Source organism: Kitasatospora sp. NPDC059462, from assembly GCF_042749955.1.
Lineage (GTDB): Bacteria > Actinomycetota > Actinomycetes > Streptomycetales > Streptomycetaceae > Kitasatospora.
The window spans coordinates 21,395-34,974 of sequence record NZ_JBHYUU010000003.1 but is presented as its reverse complement, the minus strand read 5'-3'; the positions used below and the strand labels follow the sequence as shown (position 1 = coordinate 34,974).

Sequence of the window (13,580 nt, the reverse complement as noted above, 5' to 3'; positions counted from 1 at the left end):
CGATCCCCCCGGCCGACGTCCCCCCCCCCCCCGCCTGCGTCGAATTGGTGGCCGTGCGGCTCGCCCCCCCCCGCGCCCACACTTGGGTAGGGCCCCCCCCCGCGGGGGGGGGCCCCTTCCCGTGTCTTCGGCCGCCACTGGGGCCGCTACTGGCCGACCAGCGAGCTGATCAGCACGACGACCAGCAGCAGTACCAGGGCGCCGGTCACGATTCGCATGCGAGTCTTGGGATCCACGGTCAACGAGCGTACCCCCGGCCGGTCCGCGCTCAGACGCCGAGGTTGGACCCGCCGGTGGCGTCCAGGTTCTGGCCGGTGATCCAGCGGGCGTCGTCCGAGGCCAGGAAGGCCACGACGTCCGCGATGTCGCCGGCCTCGGCGACCCGGTCGAAGACCGAGTACCCGGCGGCCCTGGCCCGCTCCTGCGGATCGGCCAGCCAGGGGTTGATGTCGGTGTCGACGATGCCCGGCAGGACGGCGTTGACGGTGATCCCGCGCGGCCCCAGCTCCTGCGCGAGGGTGAGCGTCAGGGTGTTGAGCGCGCCCTTGGTCATGGCGTAGGCGACGGCGACCGGGAAGGCCACCCGGGTGACGCCCGAGGAGACGTTGACGATCCGCCCGCCGTCGCGCAGCCGGCCCAGGCCGTGCTGGACGACGAAGAACGGCGCCTTGGCGTTGACCGCGAAGACCCGGTCGAAGCCGTCCTCCGGCACCTCGTGGATCCGGCCGTACTGCCCGATCCCGGCGTTGTTGACCAGGATGTCCAGCCCGCTCCCCCCGTCGTACCCGGCCAGCCCGGCATCGAAGGCCGCCCAGAGCGCCTCGGCGTCCCCGGGGACGCCGAGCTCGGCCGTGACCGTGAAGGCCCGGCCGCCGGCCTGCTCGATCGTCTTCACCACCTGCTCGGCCGCCGCCGTGTCCCGCCCGTGCACCGCCACCAGCGCGCCCTCGCGCGCCAGCCGCTCGGCGATCCCCCGCCCGATGCCCCGGCTGCCGCCCGTCACCAGCGCCGTCTTCCCGGTCAGCTTCGACATGACCGCACCCTCCCATTTGTGTAGCGGTCGCTAATGAAAGGAACCGTAGCACGCTTTCTGTAGCGGGCGATATAGAATCGGCGCATGACCACTCCCGCCGCGAAGCGCGGCCGCCCGCGCTCCTTCGACCGCGAGGCCGCCCTGGAGCAGGCCCTGCGGCTGTTCTGGGAGCGCGGCTACGAGGCGACCTCGGTCGCCGACCTCACCACCGCGATGGGCATCCGCCCGCCGAGCCTCTACGCGGCCTTCGGCGACAAGCGCGCCCTCTTCGACGAGGTGGTCGCCCGCTACCGGGAGGGCCACGGCGCCTACGCGAACCGCGCGCTCACCGAGGAGCCCACCGCCCGGGCCGGTGTGGCCCGGATGCTGCGCGAGGCCGCCGCCGAGGCCACCGATCCGGACCACCCGTGGGGCTGCCTGCTGATCAGCTCGACGGTCAACTGCACCTCGCCCGAGGTGGTCGAGGCCGTCCGGGAGCTGCGCAACGCCAACGTCCGCGCGCTGGAGTCGCGGATCCGCGCCGACGTCGCGGCCGGCCACGAGCCCGCCGGCACCGACCCGGCGGCCCTGGCGCAGTTCACCGCCACCGTGGTCCAGGGCATGTCGCAGCGGGCCCGCGACGGGGCCGGCCGCGCGGAGCTGGAGCGGGTCGCGGCGGACGCGATGCGGGTCTGGCCCTGAGCCGGCGGCGGGGGCCGATCCCGGCCCCGGCCCCGGTCCCGGCCCCGGTCAGGCCTCCCAGCGGGCCAGCGGACAGGAGCACAGCGCGGTGTGGCGGACCCTGCCGCCCTCGTGCGCGCTGAGCATCAGGTGCAGCTCGGCGGCCTCCCACTCCGGCCCCCGGTAGCCCTCCAGCGCCCGCGCCAGGGCGTCCAGCTCGACGGCCGCCGTCCGCTGCTCGGCCCGCCGACGGCCGCGCGCGGAGCCGGCCCGGGCCAGCGTGAGGTGCGGGTGGAAGCGGAACGCGTCGCTCTCCCCCGCCACCTCCGCGGTCGCCTCGTACACCGCCTCGGCGAGCCGGCGCAGCGCCCAGTCCTGCCCCTCCACCCCGGCCCAGAGCACCCGGTCGCCGAACCGCCCGCCACCGGCCAGCCGCAGTGTGTGCACCGGGTGCCCCTCGGCGACCTCCGCCAGTGCGACCTCCAGCTCGGGCACCCGTTCGGCGGGCACCTCGCCGAGGAAGGCCAGGGTCAGGTGCCAGGCGTCGGCCGGGGTCCAGCGCAGCCGGTCCGCCCCCGGCAGACCGCGCACCGGGGCCACCGCGTCGGCCAGGCCCTGCAGGGCCTCCACCGGAGGCAGTACCGCCACGAAGAGCCTCATGGGGCCATCTTCCCCCGCGAGACGGTTTGGACTAGAACGGATTGCCATGAAGATCCGCAACGGGAGCCCCGAGGACATCCCCGACATCCTGTCCCTGCTCGACGGCGCGGTGGCCTGGCTGGCCGCCCGGGGCCGCACCCGGCAGTGGGGCGACCGGTCGTTCAGCGGCATCCCCGCCCGCGTCGAGCACATCGGCCGGTACGCCCACGAGCCGTTCCTGATCCGGCTCGCGGTCGACGACGACGGGCGGACGGTCGGCTCCTGCGTCCTGTCCGAGCAGCGCCCGGAGTACGCCACACCGGTGGACGAGCCCGAGCTGTACATCCGCAACCTGGTGACGGACCGGTCCCGCAAGGGGTCCGGGATCGGCGCCGCCCTGATCGCCGACGCCCTCGACGAGGCCCGCCGGCGCGGCATCGGCCTGCTGCGGGTGGACTGCTTCGGCGGTGACGACCGCAAGCTGGTCGGCCAGTACCGGGCGCTCGGCTTCACCGAGACGGAGTCCTTCGAGGTCGAGCAGCCGGCCGGCCCCTGGCCGGGGCAGATCCTGGCGATCCGGCTGACCGACTGACCGGCTGACCGACTGACCGGCTGGCCGACCGACCGGCTGAAGGCCCGCCCCGGTGCGCCGCGACGGCGCGCCGGGGCGGGGCCGGGGTCAGCAGGCCGTGGCCAGCTCCGGCTTGGCGCTCGCCGCCGGACGCGGCACCAGCGCCACCACCCGGCCGCCGCGGCCCGGGTGCAGGTCCAGCCGCAGCCGCAGCTCGGCGCTGCGGGCCAGCACCAGGCCGACCACCCCGGCCGCCGCCGCCGAGACCAGCCCACAGGCCAGCAGCCCGATCCGGGGCCCGTACGAGGCGGTGACCCAGCCCACGACGGGCGCGCCGATCGGCGTCCCGCCGGTGAAGACCAGCATCAGCAGGCCCATCACCCGCCCGCGCATCGCGGGCTCGGTGGCCAGCTGGAGCGAGGCGTTGACCGAGGTGTTGAAGCTCAGCCCGAACACCCCGACCAGGGTGAGCAGCAGCGCGAAGGTCCAGTAGCCGGGCGCGAACGCCGCCACCACCTCCAGCGCCCCGAACGCGAGGGCGGCCCCGACGAGTCTGCGCAGCCGTGGCACGCCCCGGCGGGCCGCGATCAGCGCGCCGGTCAGCGAGCCGACGGCCATCGCGGTGTTCAGCAGGCCGTACTGCCCGGCGCCGACGTGGAAGGTGTCGGAGGCGAAACCCGCCAGCAGCGTCGGGAAGTTGAACCCGAAGGTGCCGATGAACCCGGCCAGCACCATCGGCCAGAGCAGCTCGGGCCGCTCCTTGACGTACCGCAGCCCTTCCCGCAGCTGCCCCTTCTCGCGGGCGATCGGCGCGGTCGGGCGCAGTTCGGCCGTCCGCATGGCGAGCAGCCCGCCGATCACGGCGGCGAACGACAGCGCGTTCAGCGCGAACGCCCAGCCGCTGCCGACCGCGGCGATCAGCAGGCCCGCGACGGCGGGGCCGACCAGCCGGGCGGTCTGGAAGTTGGCGGCGTTCAGGCTGACCGCGTTGGCGAGGTCCTTCGGACCGACCATCTCGGAGACGAACGCCTGCCGGGTCGGGTTGTCGACCACCGTGACCAGGCCGAGCAGCAGCGCGAACGCGTACACGTAGTACGGGGTCACCACGCCGCCGACGGTCAGCACGGCGAGACCGGCGGCGAGCAGGCCCATCGCGCCCTGGGTGAAGATCAGCAGCCGGCGCTTGGGCATCCGGTCCGCGAGCACCCCGCCGAACAGGCCGAACAGCAGCATCGGCAGGAACTGCATGGCGGTGGTGATGCCGACCGCGAGCGGGCTGCCGGTGAGGCTCAGGACCAGCCAGTCCTGGGCGATGCGCTGCATCCAGGTACCGGTGTTGGACACCACCTGGCCGGCGAAGTAGTAGCGGTAGTTGCGAACGCGCAGTGAGGAGAACATCCCCCCGGGCCGGGTGAAGCGGGCGCCGGTGGGGGACGGGGCCGGGCGGGTCCGGCCGGGAGCGGCGGGGTCGTCCGCCGCGGCGCGTTCGTCGGGGTCGTCGTCGCCGTTGCCCGGCAGCCCCGTCGGGGCCGGTGCCTGGGTGTCGGCGGCCGCGGCGCTCGCCGCGGCGGGGTCGGTGGTCTGCTCGTCGGTCCGGGTACGGGTGGCGGCGGCGCTGGCTGCGGCCGGCGGTGTCACGGTGGTCTCCCCTCGCGGCGCGGCGGCCCGTGGCGAGGCCGTCGCGCTCCTGGTGTCGGTCAGCTGTCCTGCGGTGATGCGGTTCTCCTTCGTCCTCCGGCGGCTACCGGATCGCTGTGCCTAGAGGTGTGCGAGCTTGTAGAGCACGGGCGCCGCCTCGCGGAGCTTCGCCCACTCCTCCTCGTCGAGCCCCTCGGCGAGCTCGGCGAGCCAGGCGTTGCGGCGCCGGCGGGACTCCGCCAGGATCGCCTCGGCCTCCTCGGTACTGCTGACGACCACCTGCCGGCGGTCCTCCGGGTGCGGCTCGCGCCGCACCAGGCCCTTCTCCTCCAGCATCGCGACGATCCTGGTCATCGAGGGCGGCTGTACGTGCTCCTTCCGGGCGAGCTCACCCGGCGTGGCCTTCCCGCACCGGGCGAGGGTGCCCAGCACCCCGATCTCGGTGGGACTGAGCGACTCCTCGACCCGCTGGTGGCGCAGTCGACGGGAGAGGCGCATGGCGGACGACCGCAGCTGACTGATGGCTGCGAGGTCCTGCTCGGACATCTCGGGCATGTTCTTTAGCCTACGTCATTACTCTGGCTAAAGAAAATTGGATTCCGGCGCTCCGCGTCCCGGCTCCCGGCAGGGGCTCGGCGCCCGTTCAGCCGCGGGTGTTCGGCGCCTGGTGTCCACCGCCGCCAGTCCGTCCGGCATGCCCAGCACCAGCAGCGTGCCGGCCAGCGCCAGCGACCACACCTCCGAGCCGGTCCGCACGTCCAGCACCCCGCCCGTGGCCAGGTCCCGCACCCGGACCAGCCCGTCCGACCAGGCCGCCGCCACCACCGGTCCGGCCGCCGTCGCCCCCGCCGCCACCGCCGTCACCGGGCAGCCCCGCCGGTCCGAGGGCTCGGGCATCGGCGCCGAGTGCGGACCCCAGAGCCGGACGGCACCGTCGAAGCCGCCGCTCACCAGCAGCGGGATCTCCGGGTCGGACAGCGGCCCGCTGCCCAGCGCGGTCCCGGCCAGCGCGGTGACCGGGCCGTGGTGCAGCCGCTCGCTCACCACCTTGCCGTCCTCGGCCCAGTGCACGGCGCCGTCCGCGTCGCCGAAGGCGGGCGCCGATCCGGCCATGGCGCCGATCGCCGCCACCGCACTGAGGTCCCCCGCCACCGCCCGCACCGCGTCCAGCGCCGCCGCCGGCCCGGACGCGTCCGGGCCCGGCCGCGGCCCGTCCGGGGCCACCGGCTCCGGGCGGCCCCAGGCGTCCAGCAGCACCACCGTGCCGCCGGCCGTCACCGCCAGCCCCCGCAGCGGACGCGGGTCGGGCACCACCACGGCGCCCAGACGGCGCCCGGTGGCGGCGTCGAAGGTCCGCACCGAACCGGTCGGGTCGGCCACCAGCACCTGCGACAGGTACGGCCCCGCCCCGGCGGTGAGCGCGACGGCCGGGCCCGGCCAGTCCCGGTCGGCGCCCTCCCAACGCGCCCAGCGTCCGCTCCAGGGCGCGGGCAGCTGCGTCAGGACGGCCGCAGCGGCCGCCGACACGGTGTCCGCGCCGAGCAGCCGGGTCCGCAGCACGGCGGCCCGGACCGCCGGGTCGGGCTCGTCGACCACCGCCGGACCGGCGGCCCGCCAGGCCCGGGCGAGCGCGTCGTCCCGCCGCTCGACGGCCGCCGTCACCGGAACGGGCCCGGCCAGCGCGTAGAGCAGCGGGTCGGCGGCCAGCGGGCCGGGGTCGGCGGCGGCGGCCGTCCAGAGCGCGGACAGCGCCTCCTCACCCAGCGAGCGCAGATCGGCCCCGGGCGGCGGCGGGACCGGCGCGACCGGGGCCGCGGACGTCCCGGGCACCCGGCCGGGCAGCGGGTACGCCGTCGCGTCGCCGCCCCGTTCCGCCGCCCAGGCGGCGAACCGCGCCGGGTCCGTCCACTGCGGATCGCCGAGGTCCAGCACGGCGGGCGCCGGTACGGCGGTGAACGCCCCGGCCGCCGCACCGCCGGTCGCCGCCTCGACCACCAGCCGCACCCCGGGCAACCGCAGCAGCGGGTCGAGCAGCCCGGTCACCAGCGCGGCCGGGTCCTCGGCCAGGTCCAGCCCGGGGACGCAGACCACGGCCGGCCGGCCGTCCGCCGCGACCGCCTCGACCAGCGGGCCCGGGGCGTGCGCGACCAGGTCCAGCTGGCGCCCCAGCGACCAGACGGCGGTCCGCACGGTGGCCCCGGCCGCGGGCAGCACGGCGTGGATCCGCCGCCCGCCGAGCAGCTCCCCCGCGACGGTGCCCCGCACCAGCCACGCCAGCAGATGCGACTTCCCGGACCCCGGCGGCCCCGCCACCCGGCACAGCCTCGGCGCCCTCGGGTCGTCCAGCCACCCCAGCAGCGCCAGTCCGGCCGGCCTGCGCCCCGCCCCCAGCGGCGGCATCCGCCGCCCGTCGCGCACCATCGCCCGCTCTTCCCCCTCCCCGTTCGGCCCCGTCCTCAGCCGCGCCGCTCGGCCACGCTGAGCATCAGGGCCTTGATCCCGTTCTCCCTGGACTCGGCCGTCGCCCCGTAGTCGAAGCCGTGGGTGAACTCCGCCTGCGGGAACTCCCGCGCCATCCAGCGCGCACAGTAGTGCCCCGGCATCATGCACGGCTCCAGCTCGCAGTACACCCGGACCACCTGCCCGGCCTCCACGCCCTCCGCCCGCAGCCGGTGCCAGAGCCGCTCCTCCGGGTGCAGCAGCCCGGGCCCGCCCACCTCCGTGACGATGCGCTTCCCGCCGTGCTCGTCGACCACCTCGAAGGCCGCCGAGGAGTCGATGTTCAACGGGCGCCGCAGGTCGTCCAGCACCCGCGGCCACCAGCCCTCGCGGTCGTCGAACGCCGCCGGGTCGACGGCCAGCAGGCCCTGCCGCAGCTCCCGGTACGCGGCCAGCGCCACGTCCGGCCGCTCCGACGCGGCGATCGCCGGCAGCAGCCGGTCGAGCAGCAGCAGCCCCTGCGCGAACGCCCCGACCCCGGGAGCGACCGGCAGGTCGAGCGGCCCGGCCCCCGGCACCACCGCCCGCACCGACCGGTCCGGCGCGAAGTACAGCTCGGCCCCGCCGTCCGTCCCGATCCGCAACTGCGCCGCCGCGGCCCCCGCGTCCCACCCCGCCGCGGCCGCCCACTCACCCACCGACAGCGGATCCGACTCCCCCGTCGCCCGGAAGTACGGCCCCACCTGCACCGGCAGCCCCGGATCCCGCAACGGCCCCGCCGGCGCGATCGGCAGCGCCCGCAACCCGCGCCCCCCGAAGTGCGCCACCAGCGCCGCCGCCAGCTCGTCGTCCCTGTCCGCGCTCACGTCCGAACCGGCCCTCTCATGTCATGTGGTAGGAGTCCATGAAAGCCTCCCAGAACCGCGTGCCGTCCCCGAACGGCACCTCGTCCCAGCGGTTCATCCCCTCCCGGACGCACTCCTCGGCGTTGGACCAGTCGTAGGGCGTCGGATGCTCCTCGTCCGTCGGCTTCTCGACCTCGATCTTGTACACCAGGTACGCCAGCGAGGAGATGTCGCGGTGGATCAGCTCGTACTCCTCGTCGGCGTCCGGATCGCAGACCCAGATCGTGCCGTCGTCGAGGTTGAGGAAGACGAACCCCCCGTACAACTCCCCCAGCTGCCGCAGCCGGCCGTGCTCCGTCTCCACCAGCGAATCGGTCAGCGGCCGCGCGAACGCCCAGTCCGGGTTCTCCGGCCGCCGCTCGGCCAGCTCGTCCAGGATCCGGAAGAGCCCGTTGGAGAACGGCACCCCGACCTCGGTCACGAACTGCACGGCCTCGGCGTCGCCCGCCCAGAGCTCCGCCGCGGCCTCGGCCCGGAACCTCAACAGGTCGCCGGCCACGGCTCGTTCCACGAGCACGGGCCAGTCGATTCCTACCAGCACCAGTCAACCATCCTGTCGTTCTGCCCCTACATGCCCTTGTGCTTCTTGGCGGCCTTCGCCGCCTCCTCGGCCGCCTTGAGCTTCTTCCCCTCCGCTTCGAAGTCCTTCGTGCCCATCGTGCCACCGTGCTGGTTCGCGCCGTGGTCCTGCTTGAGCTGCTCCACATAGGCCCGGTGGCCCCAGTCGCGGTCCGCCTTCGGGACCTTGGCGTCGTATTCGACGCCGTGGTTCACGTCGAGACCGGGATTCCTGGACGCGAAGTGCCGCCCCAGCCAGCGCTCGCAGTTCTCGTTGGCCTGACAGGGGGCACGTTCGGTGTAGAGCTCGCTGACGTACTGCTCCCGGCCGCCGAGCAGCGGTTTGCCGATGGACCGCTCGGAGTGGCTGCGGTCGCCGCTGCGGCCGACGAGGACGATCTCCTCGCCGTCGGGGTGCTTGTAGCGGATCGCCGCGTAGTTCTTGCCCTTGTAGTCGCCCTGGGCCTGGCGGGCCTCCTCGACCGCCCGGGAGAGCATGGTCGGCCCGTCGATCCTCCGGCTGCCGACCTTCTCGTCCTTCTTGGGGTCGCCGTTCTCGTCCTTGTCCGTGTCCTTGTACTTCTTCGCGTGGTACTTCTTCTTCTGGTCGTCCGGAGACGCGTCCTTGACCTGGTGCGAGGTCCCGTCCAGCAGCGTCTTGAGCGACGCCTCCGGCGGGCCGGCCAGGTCCACCAGCTGTCCGTTCCTGATCTCCTGGACGCGGCCGTCGTCGTGGACGTAGTACTTCCGCGGCGCCTTCGTGGCTCCGCCGCCCCCGCCGTCCCCGCCGCCCTGGCCCGTCTTCGGCGGCGGGGCGGCCTTCTCCGCCCCCTTCTTGGTGAAGTCGTCGGCGTTGTGGGTGTCGTTGTCCTTGTGGTGCTTGGCGGTCTTGGTGAGGTTGTCGCCCGCCTGCTTGTACATCTTGGTGGCGGCCTTGCCCATGTCGTCGGCCAAGGTCTTGCCGAGCTTCTTGGCACCGTTCTGGAGCGCCTTGACGACCGCGTCGCTCACTCGAATTTCACCGCCGCCACCCGGCCGCCGAAGACCTGGGCGTGCTGGGCGACCTTCTCGGCCTGCTCGTGCAGGGCGCGGGCGTGCGCCTCCACGGCCGCCGGGTCGATCTTGAATCCGCTGCCGGCCGCGCCGCCGCCGTTCACCGCCGCCTCGGCCGCCTCGAAGACCAGCCCGGCCACCGCCTCCGCGACGACCTCCACCAGCGGGTTGATGGCCGCCTCGACCACCTGCCCGACGACGTAGTCCTCCAACTGGCGCGCCAGGTAGGCCATCAGCTTGCGCGCGGCCTGCTGGGCCGCGACGGCGCCCGCCTCCGCCAGCCCGAGGGTCGCCACCGCGGCGGCCTGGGCGGCGACGAACGTCGCGGCCAGGCCGATGAGTTCGCCCAGCGCCTCCAGCTTCATCGCGACGATCGCGTCCGCCGCGACGTCCATCGCCTGCGCCACCGCGTGCGAGGCCTGGACCACCTGGTCGAAGTGCTTGTCGGACATCAACGCCCACTTGGCGGCCAACGCCTGGTACGACGCGCCCTCGTACGCCCCGCCCAGCTGATGGATCGTCGCCGACGAGTCCGCGTGCACCGCTTCGAGGCCCTTCGCGAACTCCTTCACCTGCTCGCCGAACTCACGGACCCTGTCCTCGTTGACCGCGGGCCAGCGGATGCCGATGAAGTCAAGGAGCGTCGCCACTTCACTCGGAAGCTCGATCGCCATCGAAAAACCCCCCGTGAATAACAATCCCCCGATTGGATCAAAAGTTTATCCAACCAATCTTTGCCCGCCGACCCTCAAATCGTGCCGATTGTGTAGCGATCCGGAATGCCTCCAATCCATTTCGCTGATCACAAATTCGAAGATCACCACCCGGCCCCCTTTCCCCCACCCCGCTCCGGCCTGCCGTGCCCTCCGTGACTCCCGGTGCGATGCTGGTCCTGAGGCCCGGTCCACGCGGGCCCCGGAGCCGCACCACCGCTCAGCAGAAGGGTCGAGCAGCCATGACCGACGTCGCCGCCGAGCAAGCCACCAAGGCCGACCCGGCCGGGCAGGACGACTCCGGCTTCGCCCGCCTCGCCATGGTCACCATCGACTGCGCCGACCCGGTCGCGCTGGCCGCCTTCTACGGCGAGCTGCTGGGCTGGGAGACCCGGCACGCGGACGAGCAGTTCGCCATCCTGGACAACCCCGAGGGCGGCAGCCCGATCGGCTTCGGCCGGGTCAGCGGGTACCGGCCCGAGCCGTGGACCGAGCCGGACGGCGGCAAGCACTTCCACCTGGACTTCTACGTGGACGACCTGGAGGCGGCCACCGCGCGCGCCCTGGCCCTCGGCGCCACCAAGCCCACCTACCAGCACGGGCGCACCCTGAAGGTGCTGATCGACCCGGCCGGCCACCCGTTCGGCCTGGCCCCCCTGGACGCCTGACCGTTGCGCCCGTTTTCGGATGGATCCGGCTCTTTTGGGAAGAGTGCGTCAGGGCTTGGTGCCAAGATCATGCCGATGGCGTGAAGGGCATCCCTGACCTGCGATTTCACAAGAAAAACGCACATTGTGGGACTCATCGGGAGCAGCTACTCTCCGGCGGTGTCAGGGCACCCCCCACCCCCCGGCATCCCCCCTCGCGGACCCGGTCCCGGCCGGCCGGTCCGCCCTGCCCCGGTGTCGGTGCTCCCCCCTCCTCCCCCAACCCCGACAGGAGTCCCTCGTGGGTGAGATCCACCATGCCGCGCACGGCTGGGTGACACCGGCGGCCTCGTACCTGGTCGCCTGCCTCGGCGCCTTCGTCGCCCTGCGCGGAACCCGCTGGGCCCTGGTCTCCACCGGCCGCACCCGGGTCCACTGGCTGCTCTTCGCGTCCGCCTCGCTCGGCGCGGGCATCTGGTCGATGCACTTCATCGCGATGCTCGGCTTCTCCGTCAGCGGCGCGGAGATCAGCTACCGGCCCGACCTCACCCTGCTCAGCCTGCTCGTGGCGATCGCGGTCGTCGGCATCGGCGTGTTCTCCGTGGGCTACGGCCGGCACCGCCGGACGGCGCTGCTGGCGGGCGGGCTGACCACCGGCCTCGGGGTCGCGGCGATGCACTACCTCGGCATGGCCGCGATGGTCCTGCCCGGCTTCGTCGGCTACGACGGTCGCACCGTCGCCCTCTCCGTCGCCATCGCGGTGTTCGCGGCGACGGCCGCGCTGTGGGCCGCGCTGAACATCCGGGGCACCCTCGCCGTGCTGGCGGCCGCGCCGGTCATGGGTGTCGCGGTCTGCGCGATGCACTACACCGGGATGGCCGCCGTCTCCGTCCGGCTGCACAGCACGCGCACGGTCGACGACGGGCTGATGGCGCTGCAGTTCATCTTCCCGCTGGTGGTCGGGCTGGGCTGCTTCATCTTCGTCGGTTCGCTGGCCTTCGCGGTGTCGCCGAGCCGCTCCGCCACCGGCGCCCAGCCGGTCCTGGTCGGCCGCGCGGCACCGCTCGCCCCGCGCGAGCGGTGACACCGCACGGGCGCGGCCGCCTCCCCTCCGCGCCTCAGCGCGGGAAGGCCCGCCGCGCCCGCCAGGTGGTGTGCTCGCGCGACACCGCGTCCTCCGCCTCGGCGGCCAGCCGGGCCCAGCGCTGCTCGGCGTCCGGCGCCCGCACGTCGAGGTCGGACAGCTGGTTGCCGACGTTCTCCAGCTCCCGCGCCGCCAGCTGGTACGCGGCCGCCAGCGGGCGGAGCTGCTTCAGCTGCGTCCAGGCGATCACCGCCGCGGCCGCCGCCGAGGTGGCCCCGAAGACGTGCACCTGCAGCGCCCCGGTCGCCTGCGCGATCGCCGCCGCCGCACCGATGATGATCAGGACCGCCACCCCCAGCCCCCAGGTGACCGCCTGCGACTCGCAGGACTCGGCGCGCGAGCGGTACCACGTCCGCTGCCCCTCCACCCGGGTGCGCAGGTAGAGCGTCCGCCGGGCGGTCAGCGACTCCGCCCGCACCCGGCGCATCTCCGGGGTGATCTCGACGGTCGACCCCGGCGGCACGATCGCCGGGTCCTCGAACGCCCGCAGCACGTCCGCCACCTGGAGCTCGTAGCCGCGGTCGACGTCATCCGACGCGGCGTCACCCTCGAACGGCCGGGCCCGCACCGAGTACTTCCAGGCCAGCGTCTTCACCGACTCGGCCGCCGCCCGCGCCTCGTACCACCGCGCCTGAGGATTGCTGCGGCGCAGCCGCGACCAGAAGTACCCGGCCACCAGCAGCGCCACCACCGAGAACAGCGGCGTGATGTCCGAGGCCCCCTTCTCGTCCGGCCCGGGCAGCGAACCCACCGCCGCCGCGACCACCAGCATCGAGATGAGCCCCCGGTACCAGCGCAGCGTCTGCTGCTGCCCGGACAGCGACGCCTGATCGGCCGTCCGGAACAGGTCCGGCAGCAGCTGCTCCTCGACCCCTGTCGGCGGATCCTGTCTCACCATCGAACCGCTCCCCTCCCCCGTCTCAGCCGGGAGTATGCCCCCCGCCAACTCCCCTACACCGGTGCCTTCTTGACATTCGGCCTTGCCACCACCCGATCGCAACCCCTATAACCGGTTACATGCCCATGCACTGGAAGCTCGTCATCGACGCCGCAGACCCGCACCGCCAGGCCGCCTTCTGGGCCGCCGCCCTCGACTACACCGTCGAGGACCACAGCACCCTGATCGCCGGCCTGCTCTCGGCCGGCGCGATCACCCCGGACCTGGTCACCGAGGTCGACGGCCGGCACGCCTGGCTGACCCTCGCCGCCGTCCGCCACCCCGAGGACCCGCACGACCCCGCCAGCGGCACCGGCCTCGGCCGGCGGATCCTCTTCCAGCGCGTCCCCGAGCCGAAGCAGGGCAAGAACCGCCTCCACCTCGACCTCCACCCCGGCCCCGCCGCCCGCGCCGCCACCGTCACCCACCTCACCACCCTCGGCGCCACCCCCCTGCGCGAGGTCACCGAACCGGGCGGCTCCTGGACCGTGATGCAGGACCCCGAGGGCAACGAGTTCTGCGTCCACTGACACCCCGGCGCCACGACGGCAGCGGCCCCGCGCGCCGGGGGGGGCGCGGGGCCGCGTGGGGCGGCGGGGGGGGGCCGAGCCGGGCGCGGTAAAACCACAGCAGCAGCCCACGA

The 13,580-nt window shown here is 74.1% G+C and carries 15 protein-coding genes; 5 read left to right on the top strand and 10 right to left on the bottom strand.

The features are described from left to right. Positions 1-268: 268 nt before the first annotated feature. Complete coding sequence (locus ACFXAM_RS01460; RefSeq protein ID WP_380286924.1) at positions 269-1,033, bottom strand: SDR family NAD(P)-dependent oxidoreductase; 765 nt, start codon at positions 1,031-1,033, stop codon at positions 269-271. Positions 1,034-1,117: 84 nt separating this feature from the next. Here ACFXAM_RS01460 and ACFXAM_RS01455 point away from each other — a divergent pair, with 84 nt between their 5' ends. Further along, positions 1,118-1,714, top strand: coding sequence for a TetR/AcrR family transcriptional regulator (locus ACFXAM_RS01455; protein WP_380286923.1), 597 nt, complete (start codon positions 1,118-1,120; stop codon positions 1,712-1,714). Between the two features lie 48 nt (positions 1,715-1,762). Here the strand turns inward: ACFXAM_RS01455 and thpR are convergent, their stop codons facing one another. Next, positions 1,763-2,353 (bottom strand): RNA 2',3'-cyclic phosphodiesterase, encoded by a 591-nt coding sequence (thpR, locus tag ACFXAM_RS01450; protein WP_380286922.1) that lies wholly within the window; start codon positions 2,351-2,353, stop codon positions 1,763-1,765. A gap of 46 nt (positions 2,354-2,399) precedes the next feature. Between thpR and ACFXAM_RS01445 the strand changes: the two genes are divergently transcribed. Next, positions 2,400-2,924: a GNAT family N-acetyltransferase gene (locus tag ACFXAM_RS01445; RefSeq protein ID WP_380286921.1), complete on the top strand. Its 525-nt coding sequence runs from the start codon at positions 2,400-2,402 to the stop codon at positions 2,922-2,924. Positions 2,925-3,011: 87 nt separating this feature from the next. Here ACFXAM_RS01445 and ACFXAM_RS01440 read toward each other — a convergent pair whose 3' ends face one another. The 7 genes from ACFXAM_RS01440 to ACFXAM_RS01410 form a co-directional block, all read right to left on the bottom strand. Continuing rightward, positions 3,012-4,301, bottom strand: coding sequence for an MFS transporter (locus ACFXAM_RS01440; RefSeq protein ID WP_380286993.1), 1,290 nt, complete (start codon positions 4,299-4,301; stop codon positions 3,012-3,014). 360 nt (positions 4,302-4,661) lie between these two features. Beyond that, entirely contained in the window at positions 4,662-5,096 is a 435-nt protein-coding gene (locus ACFXAM_RS01435) for a MarR family winged helix-turn-helix transcriptional regulator (RefSeq protein WP_380286920.1), read from the bottom strand. A 27-nt stretch (positions 5,097-5,123) separates the two neighbouring features. Beyond that, on the bottom strand, positions 5,124-6,962 hold the full coding sequence (locus ACFXAM_RS01430; RefSeq protein ID WP_380286919.1) for a hypothetical protein: 1,839 nt from the start codon (positions 6,960-6,962) through the stop codon (positions 5,124-5,126). Between the two features lie 35 nt (positions 6,963-6,997). Further along, complete coding sequence (locus ACFXAM_RS01425; protein ID WP_380286918.1) at positions 6,998-7,846, bottom strand: nucleic acid/nucleotide deaminase domain-containing protein; 849 nt, start codon at positions 7,844-7,846, stop codon at positions 6,998-7,000. 16 nt (positions 7,847-7,862) lie between these two features. Further along, the gene (locus tag ACFXAM_RS01420) at positions 7,863-8,426 is read right to left on the bottom strand and encodes an SUKH-4 family immunity protein (protein WP_380286917.1); all 564 of its coding nucleotides are present in this window, start codon (positions 8,424-8,426) and stop codon (positions 7,863-7,865) included. A gap of 26 nt (positions 8,427-8,452) precedes the next feature. Then, on the bottom strand, positions 8,453-9,454 hold the full coding sequence (locus ACFXAM_RS01415) for a nucleic acid/nucleotide deaminase domain-containing protein (RefSeq protein WP_380286916.1): 1,002 nt from the start codon (positions 9,452-9,454) through the stop codon (positions 8,453-8,455). Further along, on the bottom strand, positions 9,451-10,170 hold the full coding sequence (locus tag ACFXAM_RS01410) for a hypothetical protein (RefSeq protein ID WP_380286915.1): 720 nt from the start codon (positions 10,168-10,170) through the stop codon (positions 9,451-9,453). The genes ACFXAM_RS01415 and ACFXAM_RS01410 overlap by 4 nt, the downstream gene beginning before the upstream one ends. Before the next feature lie 281 nt (positions 10,171-10,451). Between ACFXAM_RS01410 and ACFXAM_RS01405 the strand changes: the two genes are divergently transcribed. Both ACFXAM_RS01405 and ACFXAM_RS01400 read left to right on the top strand, forming a co-directional pair. Further along, the gene (locus tag ACFXAM_RS01405) at positions 10,452-10,877 is read left to right on the top strand and encodes a VOC family protein (protein WP_380286914.1); all 426 of its coding nucleotides are present in this window, start codon (positions 10,452-10,454) and stop codon (positions 10,875-10,877) included. Between the two features lie 280 nt (positions 10,878-11,157). Then, the gene (locus ACFXAM_RS01400) at positions 11,158-11,940 is read left to right on the top strand and encodes an MHYT domain-containing protein (RefSeq protein WP_380286913.1); all 783 of its coding nucleotides are present in this window, start codon (positions 11,158-11,160) and stop codon (positions 11,938-11,940) included. Between the two features lie 34 nt (positions 11,941-11,974). Here the strand turns inward: ACFXAM_RS01400 and ACFXAM_RS01395 are convergent, their stop codons facing one another. Continuing rightward, a complete protein-coding gene (locus tag ACFXAM_RS01395) occupies positions 11,975-12,898 on the bottom strand; it encodes a DUF4231 domain-containing protein (protein ID WP_380286912.1) in 924 nt (307 codons plus the stop codon). Between the two features lie 119 nt (positions 12,899-13,017). On the opposite strand from ACFXAM_RS01395, the gene ACFXAM_RS01390 reads away from it, so the two are divergent. After that, the gene (locus tag ACFXAM_RS01390) at positions 13,018-13,467 is read left to right on the top strand and encodes a VOC family protein (RefSeq protein WP_380286911.1); all 450 of its coding nucleotides are present in this window, start codon (positions 13,018-13,020) and stop codon (positions 13,465-13,467) included. Positions 13,468-13,580: the final 113 nt, after the last annotated feature.

Bases quoted from the DNA above. Each gene is read 5' to 3' on its own strand.
- ACFXAM_RS01460 (WP_380286924.1), bottom strand. From the start codon at position 1,033: ATGTCGAAGCTGACCGGGAAGACGGCGCTGGTGACGGGCGGCAGCCGG.
- ACFXAM_RS01455 (WP_380286923.1), top strand. From the start codon at position 1,118: ATGACCACTCCCGCCGCGAAGCGCGGCCGCCCGCGCTCCTTCGACCGC.
- thpR (WP_380286922.1), bottom strand. From the start codon at position 2,353: ATGAGGCTCTTCGTGGCGGTACTGCCTCCGGTGGAGGCCCTGCAGGGC.
- ACFXAM_RS01445 (WP_380286921.1), top strand. From the start codon at position 2,400: ATGAAGATCCGCAACGGGAGCCCCGAGGACATCCCCGACATCCTGTCC.
- ACFXAM_RS01440 (WP_380286993.1), bottom strand. From the start codon at position 4,301: ATGTTCTCCTCACTGCGCGTTCGCAACTACCGCTACTACTTCGCCGGC.
- ACFXAM_RS01435 (WP_380286920.1), bottom strand. From the start codon at position 5,096: ATGCCCGAGATGTCCGAGCAGGACCTCGCAGCCATCAGTCAGCTGCGG.
- ACFXAM_RS01430 (WP_380286919.1), bottom strand. From the start codon at position 6,962: ATGGTGCGCGACGGGCGGCGGATGCCGCCGCTGGGGGCGGGGCGCAGG.
- ACFXAM_RS01410 (WP_380286915.1), bottom strand. From the start codon at position 10,170: ATGGCGATCGAGCTTCCGAGTGAAGTGGCGACGCTCCTTGACTTCATC.
- ACFXAM_RS01405 (WP_380286914.1), top strand. From the start codon at position 10,452: ATGACCGACGTCGCCGCCGAGCAAGCCACCAAGGCCGACCCGGCCGGG.
- ACFXAM_RS01395 (WP_380286912.1), bottom strand. From the start codon at position 12,898: ATGGTGAGACAGGATCCGCCGACAGGGGTCGAGGAGCAGCTGCTGCCG.
- ACFXAM_RS01390 (WP_380286911.1), top strand. From the start codon at position 13,018: ATGCCCATGCACTGGAAGCTCGTCATCGACGCCGCAGACCCGCACCGC.